This is a genomic window from Saezia sanguinis, assembly GCF_003991585.1.
Lineage (GTDB): Bacteria > Pseudomonadota > Gammaproteobacteria > Burkholderiales > Burkholderiaceae_C > Saezia > Saezia sanguinis.
The window spans coordinates 30502-46548 of record NZ_PQSP01000008.1 but is presented as its reverse complement, the minus strand read 5'-3'; the positions used below and the strand labels follow the sequence as shown (position 1 = coordinate 46548).

The 16047-nt window shown below is 54.6% G+C and carries 15 protein-coding genes; 3 read left to right on the top strand and 12 right to left on the bottom strand.

All coding sequences use genetic code 11. From position 1 onward, the window contains the following. Positions 1-31: 31 nt before the first annotated feature. Positions 32-727: a methionine ABC transporter permease gene (locus CUZ56_RS12125; protein WP_126980668.1), complete on the bottom strand. Its 696-nt coding sequence runs from the start codon at positions 725-727 to the stop codon at positions 32-34. Continuing rightward, positions 717-1787 carry a methionine ABC transporter ATP-binding protein gene (locus CUZ56_RS12120; RefSeq protein WP_126980667.1) on the bottom strand — a complete coding sequence of 357 codons (1071 nt, stop codon included), beginning with the start codon at positions 1785-1787 and terminating at the stop codon, positions 717-719. The genes CUZ56_RS12125 and CUZ56_RS12120 overlap by 11 nt, the downstream gene beginning before the upstream one ends. Positions 1788-2163: 376 nt before the next feature. On the opposite strand from CUZ56_RS12120, the gene CUZ56_RS12115 reads away from it, so the two are divergent. Together CUZ56_RS12115 and CUZ56_RS12110 are read left to right on the top strand one after the other, a co-directional pair. Further along, positions 2164-2445, top strand: a complete 282-nt coding sequence (locus tag CUZ56_RS12115) for an oxidative damage protection protein (protein WP_126980666.1) — start codon at positions 2164-2166, stop codon at positions 2443-2445. Positions 2446-2720: 275 nt separating this feature from the next. After that, entirely contained in the window at positions 2721-4385 is a 1665-nt protein-coding gene (locus CUZ56_RS12110; protein ID WP_126980665.1) for a Na+/H+ antiporter, read from the top strand. A 136-nt stretch (positions 4386-4521) separates the two neighbouring features. On the opposite strand, the gene CUZ56_RS12105 is transcribed toward CUZ56_RS12110, so the two are convergent. The 4 genes from CUZ56_RS12105 to CUZ56_RS12090 form a co-directional block, all read right to left on the bottom strand. Then, positions 4522-5265 carry an ABC transporter ATP-binding protein gene (locus CUZ56_RS12105; RefSeq protein ID WP_126980664.1) on the bottom strand — a complete coding sequence of 248 codons (744 nt, stop codon included), beginning with the start codon at positions 5263-5265 and terminating at the stop codon, positions 4522-4524. Next, positions 5262-6062, bottom strand: a complete 801-nt coding sequence (locus CUZ56_RS12100; protein WP_126980663.1) for an ABC transporter ATP-binding protein — start codon at positions 6060-6062, stop codon at positions 5262-5264. Before CUZ56_RS12100 ends, CUZ56_RS12105 begins: the two co-directional genes overlap by 4 nt. 3 nt (positions 6063-6065) lie before the next feature. Then, complete coding sequence (locus CUZ56_RS12095; RefSeq protein ID WP_126980662.1) at positions 6066-7988, bottom strand: ABC transporter permease; 1923 nt, start codon at positions 7986-7988, stop codon at positions 6066-6068. 90 nt (positions 7989-8078) lie between these two features. Continuing rightward, positions 8079-9284, bottom strand: a complete 1206-nt coding sequence (locus CUZ56_RS12090; protein ID WP_126980736.1) for an ABC transporter substrate-binding protein — start codon at positions 9282-9284, stop codon at positions 8079-8081. 353 nt (positions 9285-9637) lie between these two features. On the opposite strand from CUZ56_RS12090, the gene CUZ56_RS12085 reads away from it, so the two are divergent. Beyond that, the gene (locus CUZ56_RS12085) at positions 9638-10468 is read left to right on the top strand and encodes an alpha/beta fold hydrolase (protein WP_126980661.1); all 831 of its coding nucleotides are present in this window, start codon (positions 9638-9640) and stop codon (positions 10466-10468) included. Between the two features lie 117 nt (positions 10469-10585). Here CUZ56_RS12085 and CUZ56_RS12080 read toward each other — a convergent pair whose 3' ends face one another. The 6 genes from CUZ56_RS12080 to CUZ56_RS12055 all read right to left on the bottom strand — a co-directional run bounded on the left by CUZ56_RS12080 (position 10586) and on the right by CUZ56_RS12055 (position 16024). Further along, on the bottom strand, positions 10586-11065 hold the full coding sequence (locus CUZ56_RS12080; protein WP_126980660.1) for a molybdenum cofactor biosynthesis protein MoaE: 480 nt from the start codon (positions 11063-11065) through the stop codon (positions 10586-10588). Between the two features lie 3 nt (positions 11066-11068). Beyond that, a complete protein-coding gene (gene moaD, locus CUZ56_RS12075) occupies positions 11069-11326 on the bottom strand; it encodes a molybdopterin converting factor subunit 1 (protein WP_239442457.1) in 258 nt (85 codons plus the stop codon). A 2-nt stretch (positions 11327-11328) separates the two neighbouring features. Next, positions 11329-12570, bottom strand: a complete 1242-nt coding sequence (locus CUZ56_RS12070; protein ID WP_126980658.1) for a molybdopterin molybdotransferase MoeA — start codon at positions 12568-12570, stop codon at positions 11329-11331. 77 nt (positions 12571-12647) lie between these two features. Then, a complete protein-coding gene (gene mobB / locus CUZ56_RS12065; RefSeq protein ID WP_239442456.1) occupies positions 12648-13175 on the bottom strand; it encodes a molybdopterin-guanine dinucleotide biosynthesis protein B in 528 nt (175 codons plus the stop codon). A gap of 9 nt (positions 13176-13184) precedes the next feature. Continuing rightward, complete coding sequence (thrC, locus tag CUZ56_RS12060) at positions 13185-14594, bottom strand: threonine synthase (RefSeq protein ID WP_126980657.1); 1410 nt, start codon at positions 14592-14594, stop codon at positions 13185-13187. A 95-nt stretch (positions 14595-14689) separates the two neighbouring features. Next, the gene (locus tag CUZ56_RS12055; RefSeq protein WP_126980656.1) at positions 14690-16024 is read right to left on the bottom strand and encodes a homoserine dehydrogenase; all 1335 of its coding nucleotides are present in this window, start codon (positions 16022-16024) and stop codon (positions 14690-14692) included. Positions 16025-16047: the final 23 nt, after the last annotated feature.

Below are 16047 nucleotides of genomic sequence, written 5' to 3'. Positions count from 1 at the left end.
TTGTTGCAAAACTCCAGTAAGGAAAAAATTATTAACGGTGATTCACTCTGGCGGCAAGCCAGTCACCAAACCATTGAACCAATTGCACCACAACCACAATCACGATCATCACGGCAATCATCACATCCGTACGGTAGCGGTAATAGCCATAGTTGATCGCCAATGTCCCAAGCCCTCCGGCCCCAACCATGCCCGCCATGGCCGAGTAGCCAATCAGACTGACCAGCATGATCGTCACCCCGCTGATGATGCCAGGCATTGCTTCGGGCAGCAGCACCTTGAACACAATCTGTGAAGGTGTGGCCCCCATGCCCTGTGCAGCTTCAATCAGGCCAGAAGGAACCTCTTTGAACGATGTTTCTGCCAGGCGTGCCATGAAAGGCACTGCGGCTACAGTCAAGGGCAGAATTGCACCCTTCACGCCAATCGAAGTCCCCATGATCATCGCCGTCAGGGGGAACATGGCTACGCACAAAATAATGAACGGGATTGAGCGGAACACGTTGATGAAAAACCCCAGCACCCGGTTGGCTGCCAGCCCTTCCAGCAGACCGCCCTTATCCGAGACATTCAGCAAAATGCCCAATGGAATGCCCAAAACAATGGCGGCAAAGCCCGAAACACCCACCATAATGAGTGTTTCCCACAAGGCATCCCAAACCAGCGGGCCGCCAAAAAGCGTATTCCAGACGCTTAAAGCCAGATCAGTCAAAGAATTATTGGACATGGCGGATCTCCTCAACCTCAATGCCTGCAGAAGCCGCCCAGTTCCGGGCCGCATCGCGCGCATCCTGCGGGCCCGTCACCTGCATCAGCAAAGACCCCAGAGGTATACCCTGATAATCCTCCACCAGTGCCTGCACAAAAGCCACATCCAGTCCGAACTGTTTTACCAATTGGGTCAGCACATCGGGCTGATGCCCTGTAATCTGCCAGATGCGTGTGTCAGGCCCTGCTTTCGACAAAATCTGGTTCACCGTTTCTTTGGGCAGTTCCTGGCCGGTAGCCTCCCCCACCAGTGATTTGGTGGTATCTGTTTTGGGGTAGCCAAACACATCGCGTACCATGCCCTCTTCAACCACAACACCGTGGTCAATCACTGCAACCCTGTCACACACGCGCTGCACCACCTCCATCTGGTGTGTAATCATGATGATCGTCACACCAAGCTCACGGTTCACCTGTTTCAGCAAAGCCAGCGTGGAGCGCGTTGTTTCCGGGTCCAGCGCAGAAGTGGCTTCATCAGACAATAACACCTGGGGCTGATTGGCCAGTGCGCGGGCGATACCGACGCGCTGTTTTTGCCCGCCGCTGATCTGCGCCACATACTTATTGGCGTTTTCTGTTAACCCCACCAGTTCAAGCAGTGACACCACACGCTTGCTGATCTCGGCCCGCGGCATTTTTACCAGCTCCAGCGGCAACGCCACATTTTCAAATACGGTGCGGGAACTGAGCAAATTAAAATGCTGAAAAATCATGCCAATGCGCCTGCGGGCAACACGCAGTTGCTGGGCGTTAAGCTGCGTCATGTTCTGCTTGCCAACCCAGACCTCGCCCGAGGTCGGCTGCTCTAGCAAATTGATGCAACGGACCAGCGTGCTTTTACCGGCACCGCTGCGGCCGATAATGCCAAAAATCTCACCCGCGTTAATTTCCAGATTGACATCGTTCAAAGCATGCAGATGCCCGCGTTCGCTCTGGTATATCTTGCGTAGATGACGTAACACCACGGCCGCCCCGCCCGGTGCTGTATTGCTTTGTAGTGCCTGCGTAAAATTGGACATTATGACCCGTAACTCACAACAGAATGGTTAAATTGATTTGAAGCGCATGCATATCAGTAAAACCCTTAATTGTCGCTCAAATCCCAACCATCTTGTGGTGACTACCTAATAACTGATAAATCAGAGGCCCCACATCACTTTTTCTGCCCATGCCCATACGGTTGCCGCCCATGCGAATACCGTTACCCGAAACCATGGTGTTAAGCTACCATCCTCTCATGGCGGCAAAAGCTTGTTACAGTTATGCATTAATCTGGCTAGACCAGCTTGAGTGCGGCATAATTTCTACCAAGCAGCTATTGTGCAGCGTCTTCTCAAAAATTCAAACCAATAAAAAGATTTTTATTTATTACTTTTATATATAAAGGAATTGTTCATGGCACGCATGGTGAACTGCATCAAGTTACACAAGGAAGCAGAAGGGCTGGACTTCCCCCCTTACCCGGGAGAACTGGGAAAACGCATTTTCGATAACGTCAGCAAAGAAGCCTGGGGCCAGTGGCTAAAGCACCAGACCATGCTGGTCAATGAAAACCGGCTCAATCTTGCCGACCTGCGCGCACGTCAGTATCTGGCACGCCAGATGGAACGCTTCTTCTTTGCGGAAGAAAGCGCCCCGGTCGATCAACCTGCTGGATATACCCCACCATCGGCCTGATGGCTTTGTCATACTGATTCAAGGTGGTCCAGTCCTGCATAGCAGGAACCACCTTATATAAAAACTACTGACAGCAGCCGGCAAAAAGCACCGTCACACGCAATGTGTTGAAAATGCTTCTCAGCTTTCCTTCCTCAAAAACCCAAAAACCAACCCCGATTACTGGTTTGTTGCCCCTGTCCGCCGTTACAGGCCAACCTGCTGATAAAGTTAGCCCTGCGACCCGGGTCCCGGGTATCTCCCGCTAACTCTAACGTTTCACATAACAATAAATCATGCAAACCATTGCCATTATTCTTGCAATGATCGCTGCTGTTATTATCAGCAGTTGGATCGTGCGTATGCTGCCTTTTCCAATCCCCCTGCCTATTGTGCAGATTGTTCTGGGCTACCTCATTGCACAGTTTCTGGGGGGCTTGAGTGCCGAGCTGAATCCCCATGTATTCATGTTTCTGTTTTTGCCACCGTTGCTGTTCCTGGATGGCTGGCGCCTACCCAAAGATGCGCTCAAAAAAGACCTTGGCACGATTACCCAATTGGCATTTGGACTGGTCTTTTTCACCGTTCTAGGGATCGGCCTGTTGATTTACTGGATGATCCCGGAAATACCCCTGCCGGTCGCCTTTGCGCTGGCTGCCGTTATTTCTCCCACGGATCCGGTTGCCGTATCTGCCATTGCACAAAAAGTGCCCTTCCCATCCCGCATGATGCACATTCTGGAAGGGGAATCGCTGTTTAACGACGCGTCCGGCCTGGTCTGCCTGAAATTTGCTGTCGCAGCGACCCTGACAGGCGCATTTTCCCTGACAGATGCCAGCTTTGAATTCGTCAAAATGGTGGTAGGCGGCCTGGTGGTCGGGCTTGTGGTTGCCCTGGGGATTACACGGCTGAAACAATGGATCTCACGCCACTGGGGGGAAGATTCCGGTACCCAGATTCTGATCAGTCTGTTGATTCCGTTTCTGGCCTACATCATTGCCGAGCACTGGCATTTCTCCGGCGTACTCGGTGCCGTGGCCGCAGGTATCACAATGAGCTACTCCGAACTCCATGGCAAAGTGATGGCCGTGACCCGCATTCGCCGTAATGCGGTGTGGGACTCATTGCAGATGATTGCCAATGGCGCCATGTTTGTACTGCTGGGAGAACAGTTGCCAAAAATCGTCGGCAAAATGCACATCACCGTCCAGCAGGCCGGACATACCAACATTACATGGCTGTTCCTTTATGTTGCCATCATTTTTGTGGCGTTGGCCGTACTGCGCTGGCTGTGGGTGTGGGCGTCCCTGAAAGTCATGATGATTTACTTCAGCATGCGCGGCTCTTCACTGGCCCCTGTCGATAAACGCCTGATTGCGGCCATGTCGCTCTCCGGGGTCCGTGGCTCCATCACACTGGCCGGTGTTTTGTCGCTGCCACTGCTGATGAATGATAACTTCACCCCCTTCCCGGCACGTGACCTTGCCATCTTCCTGGCCTCTGGCGTGATACTGATCTCGCTGATTGTGGCCAGCGTGGCATTGCCGCGCATTCTCAACGGCCTGGCCTTGCCCAAAGCATTGGACAACGAAGAAAACGACCAGGAAAACCGCGCCCGTATTGCCGCAGCAGAAGCAGCGATCAAAGCCATTGAACATGCGCAGCACGAAATGTCTGCCGGCAGCAGTGAACCTGACCTGTATATAGAAGCCGCCAACCGCGTCATGAACACCTACCGCAATCTGATTGATGTACGCAGCCATACAGCGGCGGCTGATGCCGGAACCAGTGCGGCAACGGTTCGCAAAAGCGAAGAAATACAACGCCAGATTCGCCTGGCAGCCCTGGCAGCAGAACGTGATGACATTTACAGACAGTCTCAGGAACACCTGATTGACCACGATCTGATGGACAAGCTGATGCGCGAAGTTGACTTGGAAGAAGCCCGCATTGCCAGCTAACAGCAACATCTCTTGAAACCAAGCGGTCTGCTGACCATGAGCATTACAGCGCTGTGTTTTAAAAACACGGCGCTTTTTATATATACCATGGTTTCAGCACACTGAGCCACTGCCAATAATCGGCTGTACCTGCCACTTAAATTGTCAGATATTCGCGCTGAACAGCTTCATTTTCCAGCAGTTCACTCATGCGGCCCTGGTAGCGTACCTGTCCTTTTTCAAGCAGATAGGCGCGATCAGCCACCAGCCGTGCAAAAGGCAGGTTCTGCTCTGACAGCAACACACTCACGCCTTGCGCTTTGAGCGTCAGAATCATCTGCGCCATCTGCTCCACAATCACCGGCGCAATGCCCTCAGAGGGCTCATCCAGCAAAATCAGATAGGGGTTGCCCATCAGCGTGCGCGCCACCGTCAGCATCTGCTGCTCGCCGCCACTCATACGGGCAGCCAGCCGGTCCGGCATTTCTTTCAGGTTGGGAAACAGTGCAAACAACTTTTCCGGCGTCCACTCCGGCATGGGCGTCTCTTCTCCTGGCCGGTGCCTGGCAGCTTGCCTGCCCACTTCCAGATTTTGCATGACAGTCAGCTCGGTAAAAATACGCCGGTCTTCCGGTACAAACCCCAACCCCATGCGCGCAATGCGGTAGGCCGGCATGCGGCTGATTTCCTGCCCGGCAAGCTGTACACGGCCCTGCCGCTTGTCCAGCAAGCCCATGATGGTTTTAAGCGTCGTTGATTTTCCGGCACCGTTGCGTCCCATCAGGGCAACCACTTCCCCCTGCTGCACGTTCAGATCAACATCAAACAACACCTGCGCAGCACCGTACCAGGCACACAGGCCCTGCGTTTGCAACAACGGCAACTCGGTCACCTGCTTCATGACATGTCCATTTCAGTTGGCTTGCGACTGCTTTGCATCTCCAGCGTGCTGCCATGGCCGAAGTAAACCTCCTGCACCTGCACATTCTCGCGCACCTGCTGAGCATTGCCCTGTGCAATCAATTGCCCGCGCGCCAGCACGGCAATCCGGTCAGCATAAGCAAACACCACATCCATGCTGTGCTCGGTAAACAAAACCGCTATGTTTTTTTCGGTGACCAGCGATTTGGTCAGCGCCATCAGCGCATGCCGCTCCTGCGGTGCCATGCCTGCTGTGGGCTCATCCATCAGCAGCACACAAGGGTCGTTGGCCAAAGCCAAAGCCAGTTCAACCCGCTTGATATCGCCATACGCCAGCTCACTGCACAATCTGCCGGCCTGCTCCTGCATGCCAACCTGTGCCAACAAACTCATGGCTTTTTCATACCCGAATCTGCCTACCCGCCGCCACCAGTGAAATGTCCGGCGCGCATGAGACAGCAAAGCCATCTGCACGTTTTCCAGTACCGTCAGTGAAGCAAAGGTTTCCGCAATCTGAAATGTCCGTCCGACACCCAGGCGCCAGACCTGCCTGGGGTTTAAGCCCAGAATCTCCTGCCCCTTCAATCTGACAGAACCATGATCAGCGGCAAGCTGCCCACCCACCATGTTAAAGGTGGTCGACTTGCCTGCGCCATTCGGGCCGATCAGCGCCAGCAGTTCCCCGGCATGCACATCAAAGCTCACACCCTGCACCGCCTGCACGCCACCGAAAGACTTGCACAGATTGTCAACGCTGAGTAAAACCGCTGCTTCCATACGCTACCCCTTTGCAGCCTTTGAGCCAGTCAGCCGCCAGCGTAAAGCGTGACGCATGTAATAGGCCGTCCCCGCCAGACCTTGCGGCAGCAGCAAAACCAGAATCAGAATCACCAGCCCAAGCCAGAAGCGCCAGTACTCGGTGTAAATAGCTGCCGTATCTTTCAGCCAGGTAAAGCCGGAAGCCCCCACCAGCGGCCCAGCCAGGTACTGCACCCCGCCCAGCAGCACCATCACCAACCCTTCTACCGAGCGGTTCACCGACATCACATCCGGGTCAATACTGCCTTTGGAAAAAGCGAATAATGCACCGGCCATGCCGGCAAAAAGGCCGGCCACAATGAATGCCGCCCACTGTACCCGTTTAACATCAATCCCCACCGCGTCAGCCCGCCATGGTGAATCACGTGTGGCACGCATCGCATAACCCAGTGGCGAAAACAACATGCGCCGCATCAGCCAGATACCGGCCACGCAACAGATGAGCACCACGTAATAAAAGCCAATGCCCGATAACCACTCTGCCGGCCAGATGCCCCACATGCCATTGCTACCGCCGGTAAAGCTGTCCCACTGGTACACCACAGACCATACAATCTGCGAAAAAGCCAGCGTCAGCATCGCCAGATACACGCCGGAAAGGCGCACGCAAAACCAGCCAAACAATACCGCCCCGATACCCGCCACCAAAGGCGCAAAAGCCAAAGCCGCTGCCATCGGCATGGAAAGCGTATTCAATAAAATGGCTGCGCCATAAGCCCCCAGACCAAAATAAGCTGCATGCCCAAATGAGTTCATGCCCGCAGGGCCCATGATGAAATACAGGCTGAATGCAAACAGCACCGCCACCAGAATATCCATCCACAAAATCACGGAGTAGGCATCATGCCCAGCCAGCCAGGGCCATGCAGCCAGTACAAGCACCAGCAACGCCATGGCTGCCTTACCCCCCCAACCGCTGCGGCGCAGTGGCACCTGCTGTGCCGCAAAAGTACGGGCAGCCGCCATGGGCTTACCCAGCAGCCCCCATGGCCGCAACACCAGAACCACAGCCATCACGGCAAACTCCACCACCAGCGTCAGTTTGGGAAAAGAAATGGTCAGCCCCAAAAGCGTTATATCGCCCAGCGCCATGCACAAGGCTTTAATTTCCGCAATGATCAATGCGGCCACATAAGCCCCTGGAATCGACCCCATGCCGCCCACCACCACCACGACAAACGCCTCGCCAATCGTTGTCATATCCAGCGCCAGGCTGGCAGGCTCTCTGGGGAGCTGAAGCGCGCCGCCCAGACCGGCCAGCATAGCACCCAGCGCAAACACGCTGGTAAACAGCCAGGACTGGTTCACCCCCAACGCGCTGACCATTTCACGGTCTTGCGTGGCTGCACGCACCAGTGTGCCCCAGCGCGTTTTGGCCAGCAACAGCCATAACCCCAGTAACACCGCCGGGCCGATAACAATCAGCAACAGATCATAACTGGGAAACTGGTGCCCCAGAATCTGCACTGCACCGGAAAACCCCGGCGCACGCGGCCCCAGCAGATCTTCTGGTCCCCAGATGGACAGCGCAACATCTTTAATGATCAGCACCAGTGCAAAAGTTGCAAGCAGTTGAAACAGTTCCGGCGCTTTATAAATGCGCCGCAGCAGCACCACTTCAACCAGTGCCCCCACGGCCCCCACGGCCAGTGCAGCCAGCAGCAGCCCGAACCAGAAGCCCCAGGCAGCGCCGCCACTGGCCTGCATGAGCCAGCCCACTGCCGAATAGGCAATATACAGCCCCAGCATGTAAAGCGACCCGTGTGCAAAATTCACGACACGGGTCACACCAAAAATCAGCGACAGGCCTACTGCCGTCAAAAACAGGGAAGATGCCGAAGCCAACCCATTAAGCAACTGAACCAGCAGCCCTGCGCCGCTCATGGCTCAACAGGCCCCATACATGTGGGAGTACCGGCCACACCCGGTACCGCACAGAGAGAAACCTCAGGTATCTTCACTTCAGCGCCTCACTCAACCACGTGAACGGAACTGTGCCACCTCAGCATCGCTGGGCTGAAAATCGGCCCCGTCACAATAAGTGAAATCCACCATCACGCCCTTGCCATCCACCTGTTTGGTACGGCCCACATAGGCCCCCAGCGTGGACTGGTGGTCCTGCGGACGGTAGGTGATCTCACCAAAAGGCGTCATCAAAGACAAACCTTTAAACGCCCCGATCAGATCATCGGCTTTGGTGGAACCGGCCTTCTGAATACCTGCCCCCAAAGACTTGATCATCGCATAGCCTACAATCGAACCCTGGCGCGGGTAATCATTAAAGCGTTTCTGATAAGCATCCAGAAATGCCTGGTGTTCCGGTGTATCAATGCTATACCACGGATAACCGGTCACATACCAGCCATCGGGCGTTTCCTCTTTCAGCGTATCCAGATACTCGGGTTCGCCGCTGAGCAGGCTGACTACTTCACGCCCTTTAAACAATCCGCGTGTATTGCCTTCGCGCACAAACTTGATCAAATCCACCGCAAACAACGCGTTGAAAATCGCATCTGGCTTCGCATCTGACAAAGCCTGCACCGTGCTGCCTGCGTCCACCTTGCCAAAAGGCGTTGCCAGCTCAGCCACAAACTCCACATCCGGCTGCCGTTCACGCAACAAACGCTTGAACGCGGTTGCTGCCGCCTGTCCATATTCATAATTGGGGTACACCAGCGCCCAGCGCTTTTTATTCAGCGCCGCAGCCTGCGGCACCAGCATTGCAGTCTGCATATAGGTTCCGGGGCGCAGACGGAATGTGTATTCGTTACCGCCCTCCCAGGTCAGCTTGTCTGTCAGTGGTTCACCTGCCAGAAAAAACACCCGCCGCTGTTTGGCAAAGTCACTCAGCGCCATGCCGGTATTGGAAAGAAAGTTGCCAGCCAGCACATCCACTTTTTCACGGCTCAGCAATTGCTGCGCCATGCGCACGGTATCGCCCGGGTTGGCGTTATCATCGCGCGTCACCACTTCAAGCGTTTTGCCCAGCACACCGCCTGCGGCATTGATCTGCTCCACCGCCAGATCCATCCCCTTGCGATAAGGTTCTAAAAACGCGGGCAACGCTTTGTAACTGTTGATTTCACCAATGCGAATCACATCGGTGGCGGCATAGACACTTCTGGACAAACCAGCCGCGGCCAATGCCGCAGCGCAGCCTACAAAACGGCGTCTTTGCATCATGCTTATCTCCTCACTATCTCTTTTCTACTGACAGGCACTGCCAATCTGCTGATGGACATGAGCAGCGCCATGCTAAGGCCCTTTATTGTGATACAGGTTTGCAAGCCACGCAGGCCAGAAAAATAAATCCGTCCTTTTTATTTTGCTGCGCAAAAAATCCCAGCCACCCTTTCCTGATAACCACCCGCAAATGTGCCTGAATACCCATGCTGGCAGCATTTCATAACGATTCACATCGTCACCTAAATGGTTTCACAGAGTGGAATACATTGAACCCCGTTAACCAGACATCCCCGGCCACTTAGCAGTTAAACGGCCTCTTATTTGCATCCTCATTTGAAAGGCACAAAATGCAAACAGCAAACACCATCAAACTTAAAGACGGCACTATTCTTTACTATAAAGACTGGGGCTCAGGACAACCCATCGTATTCAGCCATGGCTGGCCCTTGTCCAGTGATGCGTTTGAAGACCAGATGCTTTTCCTCGCATCAAAAGGGTTTCGTGTGATTGCCCATGACCGACGCGGGCACGGGCGCTCATCCCAGCCATGGGGCGGCCACAATATGGATCAATACGCCGATGACCTGGCAGAACTGACAAACGCCCTGGATCTACACGATGCCGTACACGTGGGCCACTCCACCGGCGGGGGCGAAGTAGCGCGCTACATTGGTCGCCACGGCACCAAACGGGTTGCCAAAGCCGCGTTGATTGGCGCAGTACCGCCAATCATGCTCAAAACAGATTTCAACCCCAACGGTCTGCCTATTGATGTCTTTAACGGCATTCGCGAAGGTGTGCGCAAAGACCGTTCCCAGTTCTTCAAAGACCTTTCAGAAACCTTTTACGGCTTCAACCGGCCCAACGCCAAACCTTCAGACGGCTTGCGCCAGAGCTTCTGGCTACAAGGCATGGCAGGCTCAATCAAAGCCCTGTACGACTGCGTTAAAGCGTTTTCTGAAACAGACCAGAGAGAAGACCTGAAGAAAATGACCATACCGACATTAGTCTTGTATGGTGATGACGACCAGATTGTGCCACCAAAATCATCCAGCGAAGCCGCAGCCAAACTGCTGCCCAATGCGAAAGTAAAGGTATACCCCGGCGCTTCTCATGGCCTGTGTAGCACGCACAAAGACCAAGTCAATGAAGACCTGCTGGCTTTCATCAAAAGCTGATCAGTTGAAGTGAACTTCTGGCCTGACGTTACAACCAGGCCGGGAGTTTTTATGCCTGTTAATCAGGCCTGTGAATAATCCCACCCTCAACCCGTCAGCCCTACCCGGTTCTGGTGTTTAACAACCGCGATCGGCATTGCGCGAAGCCACGCCCCAGCGCTCAAGCGCCTGGTCATCGCTGGTTTTGGCGTCCACCCAGCCAGCCCCTGCCGTACCGCTTTCCTTCTTCCAGAACGGCGCCTGTGTTTTAAGGTAGTCCATAATGAACTCGCAGCCCTGAAAAGCCGCTGCCCGGTGTTGCGAAGCTGTCACCACCAGCACAATCTGTGCGCCAGCAGCCAGGCGGCCTACACGGTGTATCACGGTGGCATCCAGCAGCTTAAAGCGTTCCATGGCTTCCTGCACAATTTTCTCAATGGCTTTTTCAGTCATGCCCGGGTAGTGTTCCAGCTCCAGCGCATATTCATGCACTGCCTGGCCTTGCGCCCGCACCAGCCCGACAAAGCTTGCCAAAGCGCCTGTTTCAGCATTGCGCTGACTCAATGCCCGGCATTCTGCATTCAGGTCAAAATCGTCGGACTGTACGCGTACTTTCATAAGCTAACCACCTGTGACGGGCGGGAAAAATGCCACCTCATCACCATCGTTCAAAACCGTTTGTTCATCCGCCATGTCCTGATTCACCGCACAGCGCAAAACCCGCCCGGCTTCAAACGCTTCCTGATAAGAACCACCACGCGCTGCCAGCTCACGGCGCAGATCAGCCACACTACCCGCAGCCGATTCAAAAGGCTCGCGGTCACGTCCAAGCAGTTCGCGCACACTGGCAAAATACAGCAGTTGAATATGTTTTGTCATGCTCATGTACTCAATTCACTCAGCCGGATATAACTGACCTGGTCCCCGGGGTGTACTTCGGTACGCGCAGGAATATCCACCAGCCCCTGCGCCCAGGCCATTGAGGTCAGCACGCCAGAGCTTTGGTTTGGATACAGTTCCACCAGCCCGTCATCATTCATGCGCGCACGTAAAAACTCGCGCCGCTCTTTGGTTTTAACACTGAAACTAGCTTGCAGTTGCACCGCATGGCGCGGGCTGACCGGCCGCCCCGAAAGCTTTTGCAAAAACGGCCGTACCGCCAGCAGGAACGTGACAAACGACGCGACCGGGTTACCGGGCAGGCCAATGAACCAGGCATGGCCTTTTTCATCGGGCCAGTTGACTTGCCCGAATGCCAGCGGTTTTCCGGGCTTGACTGCCAGTTTCCACAACTCGATCCTGCCCAGGTTGGTCACGGCCTGTTTCACATGGTCTTCCTCTCCCACAGAAACACCGCCGGAGGTCAGAATCAGGTCATGTTCCTGCGCCACCTGTTGCAAGGCATCCTGCACCACAGGCAAAGAATCCTGCAAGATACCCAGGTCCGATACGTCGCACCCCATCTGGTGCAGCAGGTCGTTGAGCACATAACGGTTCGAGTTATAAATACTGCCGGGTTTCAAAGGGTGCCCCGGCTCGGTCAGTTCATCGCCTGTGACAAACAGCGCCACCTTCGGCCGCCGGAACACCTCCAGCTCTGCCTGCCCGACGGATGCCGCCACACCGATATCAACTGTGCTCAACCGTTTACCGGCTTCAATCACAACCGCGCCGGCTTCAATATCTTCCCCTGCCCTGCGGATGTTGTCGCCAAAGCGAGGCAGCCGGTCCAAAACCGCCAGACCACCTTCCTGCAGGGTGACATGTTCCTGTTGAATCACGGCATCAGCACCTGGCGGAACCGGCGCACCGGTAAAAATCCGTACCAGCGTACCTGCCTGCACCGCTTCCCCGGTATCGCCTGCGGCAATGCGTTGGGAAACAGCAAATGCTTTTTTGTTCTGGATATCGGCTTCGCTGACATCCATGCAACGCAATGCATAACCATCCATCGCGCTGTTGTCAAAAGAAGGCACGTTCAGCGCTGAACGAACCTCTCGCGCCAGCACACGCCCGTGAGCCTGCTGAATCGGGATCAGCTCCGTTTGCGTTAAGGGCGCAATACTTGCCAGCATGCGGCTCAGCGCATCGTCAAGTTCAATCAGTTTTTTTTCAGAACCCATATCCCCAAATTCCTATGCTGTGCCTGGCTTTGCAAGCACCTGCAATCAAATTGTAGATGAAATCAGCTTACCGTTTTTCAGCTACGCTCATAGACAAACAGATCCGCATGCGCATCCAGCCAGCCCACCAGGGCACCGATATCGTCAGGCGAAAAAACCGGCAGCCGGCTCGCAACAGGCAGTCGGTCTACGTCATCGGTGATCAATGCTTTCACATGTGCATCGTTCGGATACAAGGCAGGCTTACCCACACTGTGGCGCCATACCTCAATCTTGTTCAAATCAGCGTGTTTGAAGCCTTCCACAATCACCCAGTCGCAGGGCTGAATATGCGCCAGCACTTCATGAATATCGGGCTCGGGCTGCTCATGCTCCAGCTCCCTGATCAGCATCCAGCGCTGAGCGGTAATCAGCACTGTTTCGCTGGCCCCGGCCTTGCGCAGCACCCATGAGTCTTTGCCCGGGGTATCCACATCCACATCGTGATGCGCATGTTTTATGACGGAAACCGTCTGCCCTTGCGCGGTTAACGCAGCAATCAACTGCTGTGCCAGGCGTGTTTTGCCTGAACCTGACCCACCGCAAATACCCAGTACATGCATCATGGCAGCCTGTTACACGTGTTTAACGATATAGTCCTTGACCGTCTTCACATCTGCAGGCACAACTTCAAAACGCTTAGGCATACCCATCAGACCCTTGGCCTGCTGCGGCATCGGCGGCTCAATATCTAAAGCCTCTTTGATAGTCGCCGCAAATTTGATCGGCTGCGCCGTTTCCATCACAATCGTGGGCACAATGCCGTTCATGTGCTCACGCGCCACCTTCACACCATCGGCGGTATGCGGGTCGATCAATACCTTGTGCAGCTTATAGACATCGGCAATGGTGTGCAGCCTATCCGCATGGGTGCTGGTGCCTGCAACAAAGCCATAATAGCTCTCCAGCATGTCAAACTCGGCTTCATTGACAGAGAACCCGCCATGCTCTGGCACTTCCACACCAAACAACTGCCGCGTACGCGGCGCATCGCGCCCGGTCAGGTCATAAATAAAACGTTCAAAATTGCTGGCCTTGGAAATATCCATCGACGGGCTGGATGTTTCAAACGTTTCACTGGGTTTGCGCACACGGTAAGTACCGGTAGAGAAAAACTCCTGCAATACGTTATTTTCGTTGGTTGCCAGTACCAGGCGGTAAATCGGCAATCCCATCATATGGGCCACATGCGCGGCACAGATATTGCCAAAATTACCGGAAGGCACCGCCAGCGAAACGCGCGCGTCGTCTGAACTGACCACCTGGAAATAACTGTAGAAGTAATACACCACCTGCGCCAGCAGGCGTGCCCAGTTGATGGAATTGACCGTGCCAATGTTGTAGCGACGTTTGAACTCCAGATCATTCGAAACCGCCTTGACAATATCCTGGCAGTCGTCAAACACACCCTGCACCGCCAGATTGTGGATATTGGCATCCTGCAGCGTATACATCTGCGCCTGCTGGAACGGGCTCATACGGCCATGTGGGCTCAGCATGAACACATTGATGCCTTTTTTACCACGCATCGCGTATTCAGCCGCACTGCCGGTATCGCCGCTGGTTGCGCCCAGGATATTGAGCGTTTGCCCACGGCGGGCCAGTTCATATTCAAACAGGTTGCCCAGCAACTGCATTGCCATGTCTTTAAAGGCAAATGTCGGGCCATTAGACAGATGCGCCAGATACAGCCCTTCCTCCAGCCTGGTCACCGGTACAACCTTGTCGGAGCCAAAAGCCTGGGCGGTATACGTTTTGTTGATCAGCTGCCGCAGGTCACTGCTGGGAATATCGCTGATAAACAGCGAGCAGATCTCAAACGCCAGCTCAGGGTAGCTCAGGGTACGCCATTTGGCCCGCACGGTTTCATCAACCTGCGGGTATTCATCGGGCATATACAGCCCGCCATCCGGCGCCAGCCCTTCAAGCAGAATCTGGCAAAAGCTTTTGCGGGTATCATCCCCGCGGGTGCTGAGGTAGTTCATGAGCACTCACATCCTGTTGATTGGGTTAACGGCACCATATATCGAAAAACCACTGCTCGCAGGCAGTGTGCCCTATTTCCAGGGCACAAGTACCGTTATTGCAACTCTTCCTTGCGTATCCGGCGCACACCAAATACCGACGGCAGCGATTCAATCAGTGCAATCGCCTGATTCATTGCGCGTTCTGTCGTTTCATGTGTCAGAATCATCAGGTCGGTCTGGTTTTCATTGGCATCGCTGACTTCATCTGATTCACGCTGAATCACCGCATCAATGCTGATCGCCTGATCGGCCAGAATGCGTGTCACCTGCGCCAGCACACCGGCTTCATCTGCCACACGCAGCCGCAGATAGTAGCTGGTCACCACCTCTTCCATCGGCAGTATCGGCGTGTTGCTCAATGCATCGCTCATAAACGCCAGGTAGGGTACCTGGTGCGCCGGATCGGCGGTTTCCATGCGTGCAATATCCACCAGGTCGGCAATCACGGCTGAAGCCGTCGGCTCACTGCCCGCACCCTTGCCATAATACAGCGTTGCGCCCACCGCGTCGCCCTGCACCACCACGGCATTCATCGCGCCGTGTACATTGGCAATCAGGCGACTGATCGGTACCAGAGTCGGATGCACGCGCAGTTCAATGCCTTTCTCAGCAGCTTTGGCAATGCCCAGCAGTTTCACACGGTAACCCAGTTTTTCGGCATAGGCAATATCGGCGGTTTCAAGCTGGCTGATGCCTTCGATGTAGGCTTTGTGAAACTGCACCGGCACCCCGAACGCCAGCGAACAGATCAATGTGATCTTGTGCGCAGCATCCACCCCTTCGATGTCAAAAGTCGGGTCGGCCTCGGCATACCCAAGCGCCTGTGCGTCTTTGAGCGCGCTCTGAAAGTCCACGCCTTTTTCGCGCATCTCAGAAAGAATGTAATTGGTGGTGCCGTTGATGATACCGGCCACCCACTGGATGCGGTTGGCCGATAAGCCCTCACGCAGCGCCTTGACAATGGGAATGCCACCGGCAATCGCCGCTTCAAACGCCACGATCACACCTTTGGCACGAGCGGCGGCAAAAATTTCGGTTCCATGCTCAGCCAGCAACGCCTTGTTGGCCGTAACCACATGTTTGCCTGCCGCAATGGCTGACAGAATGACTTCCCTGGCGCGTGTGGTACCGCCGATGAGTTCAATGACCACATCCACATCAGGCGCGGTTGTAATCTCATCAAGTTCAGTGGTGTACTGATAGGCATCACCAAAATCCTGGCGTGCTTTTTCCACTTCGCGTGTACCAATGCGCACAATTTTTAATGTGCGCCCGGTCCGGCGGCGAATTTCATCCTGGTTGCGGCTCAGCACGTTCACCACGCCGCTGCCCACAACACCTGAACCCAAAAGACCCAATCTCAAAACCCGATGTTCTTTATCACTCATCTCATGCAACCATATTTAATCAA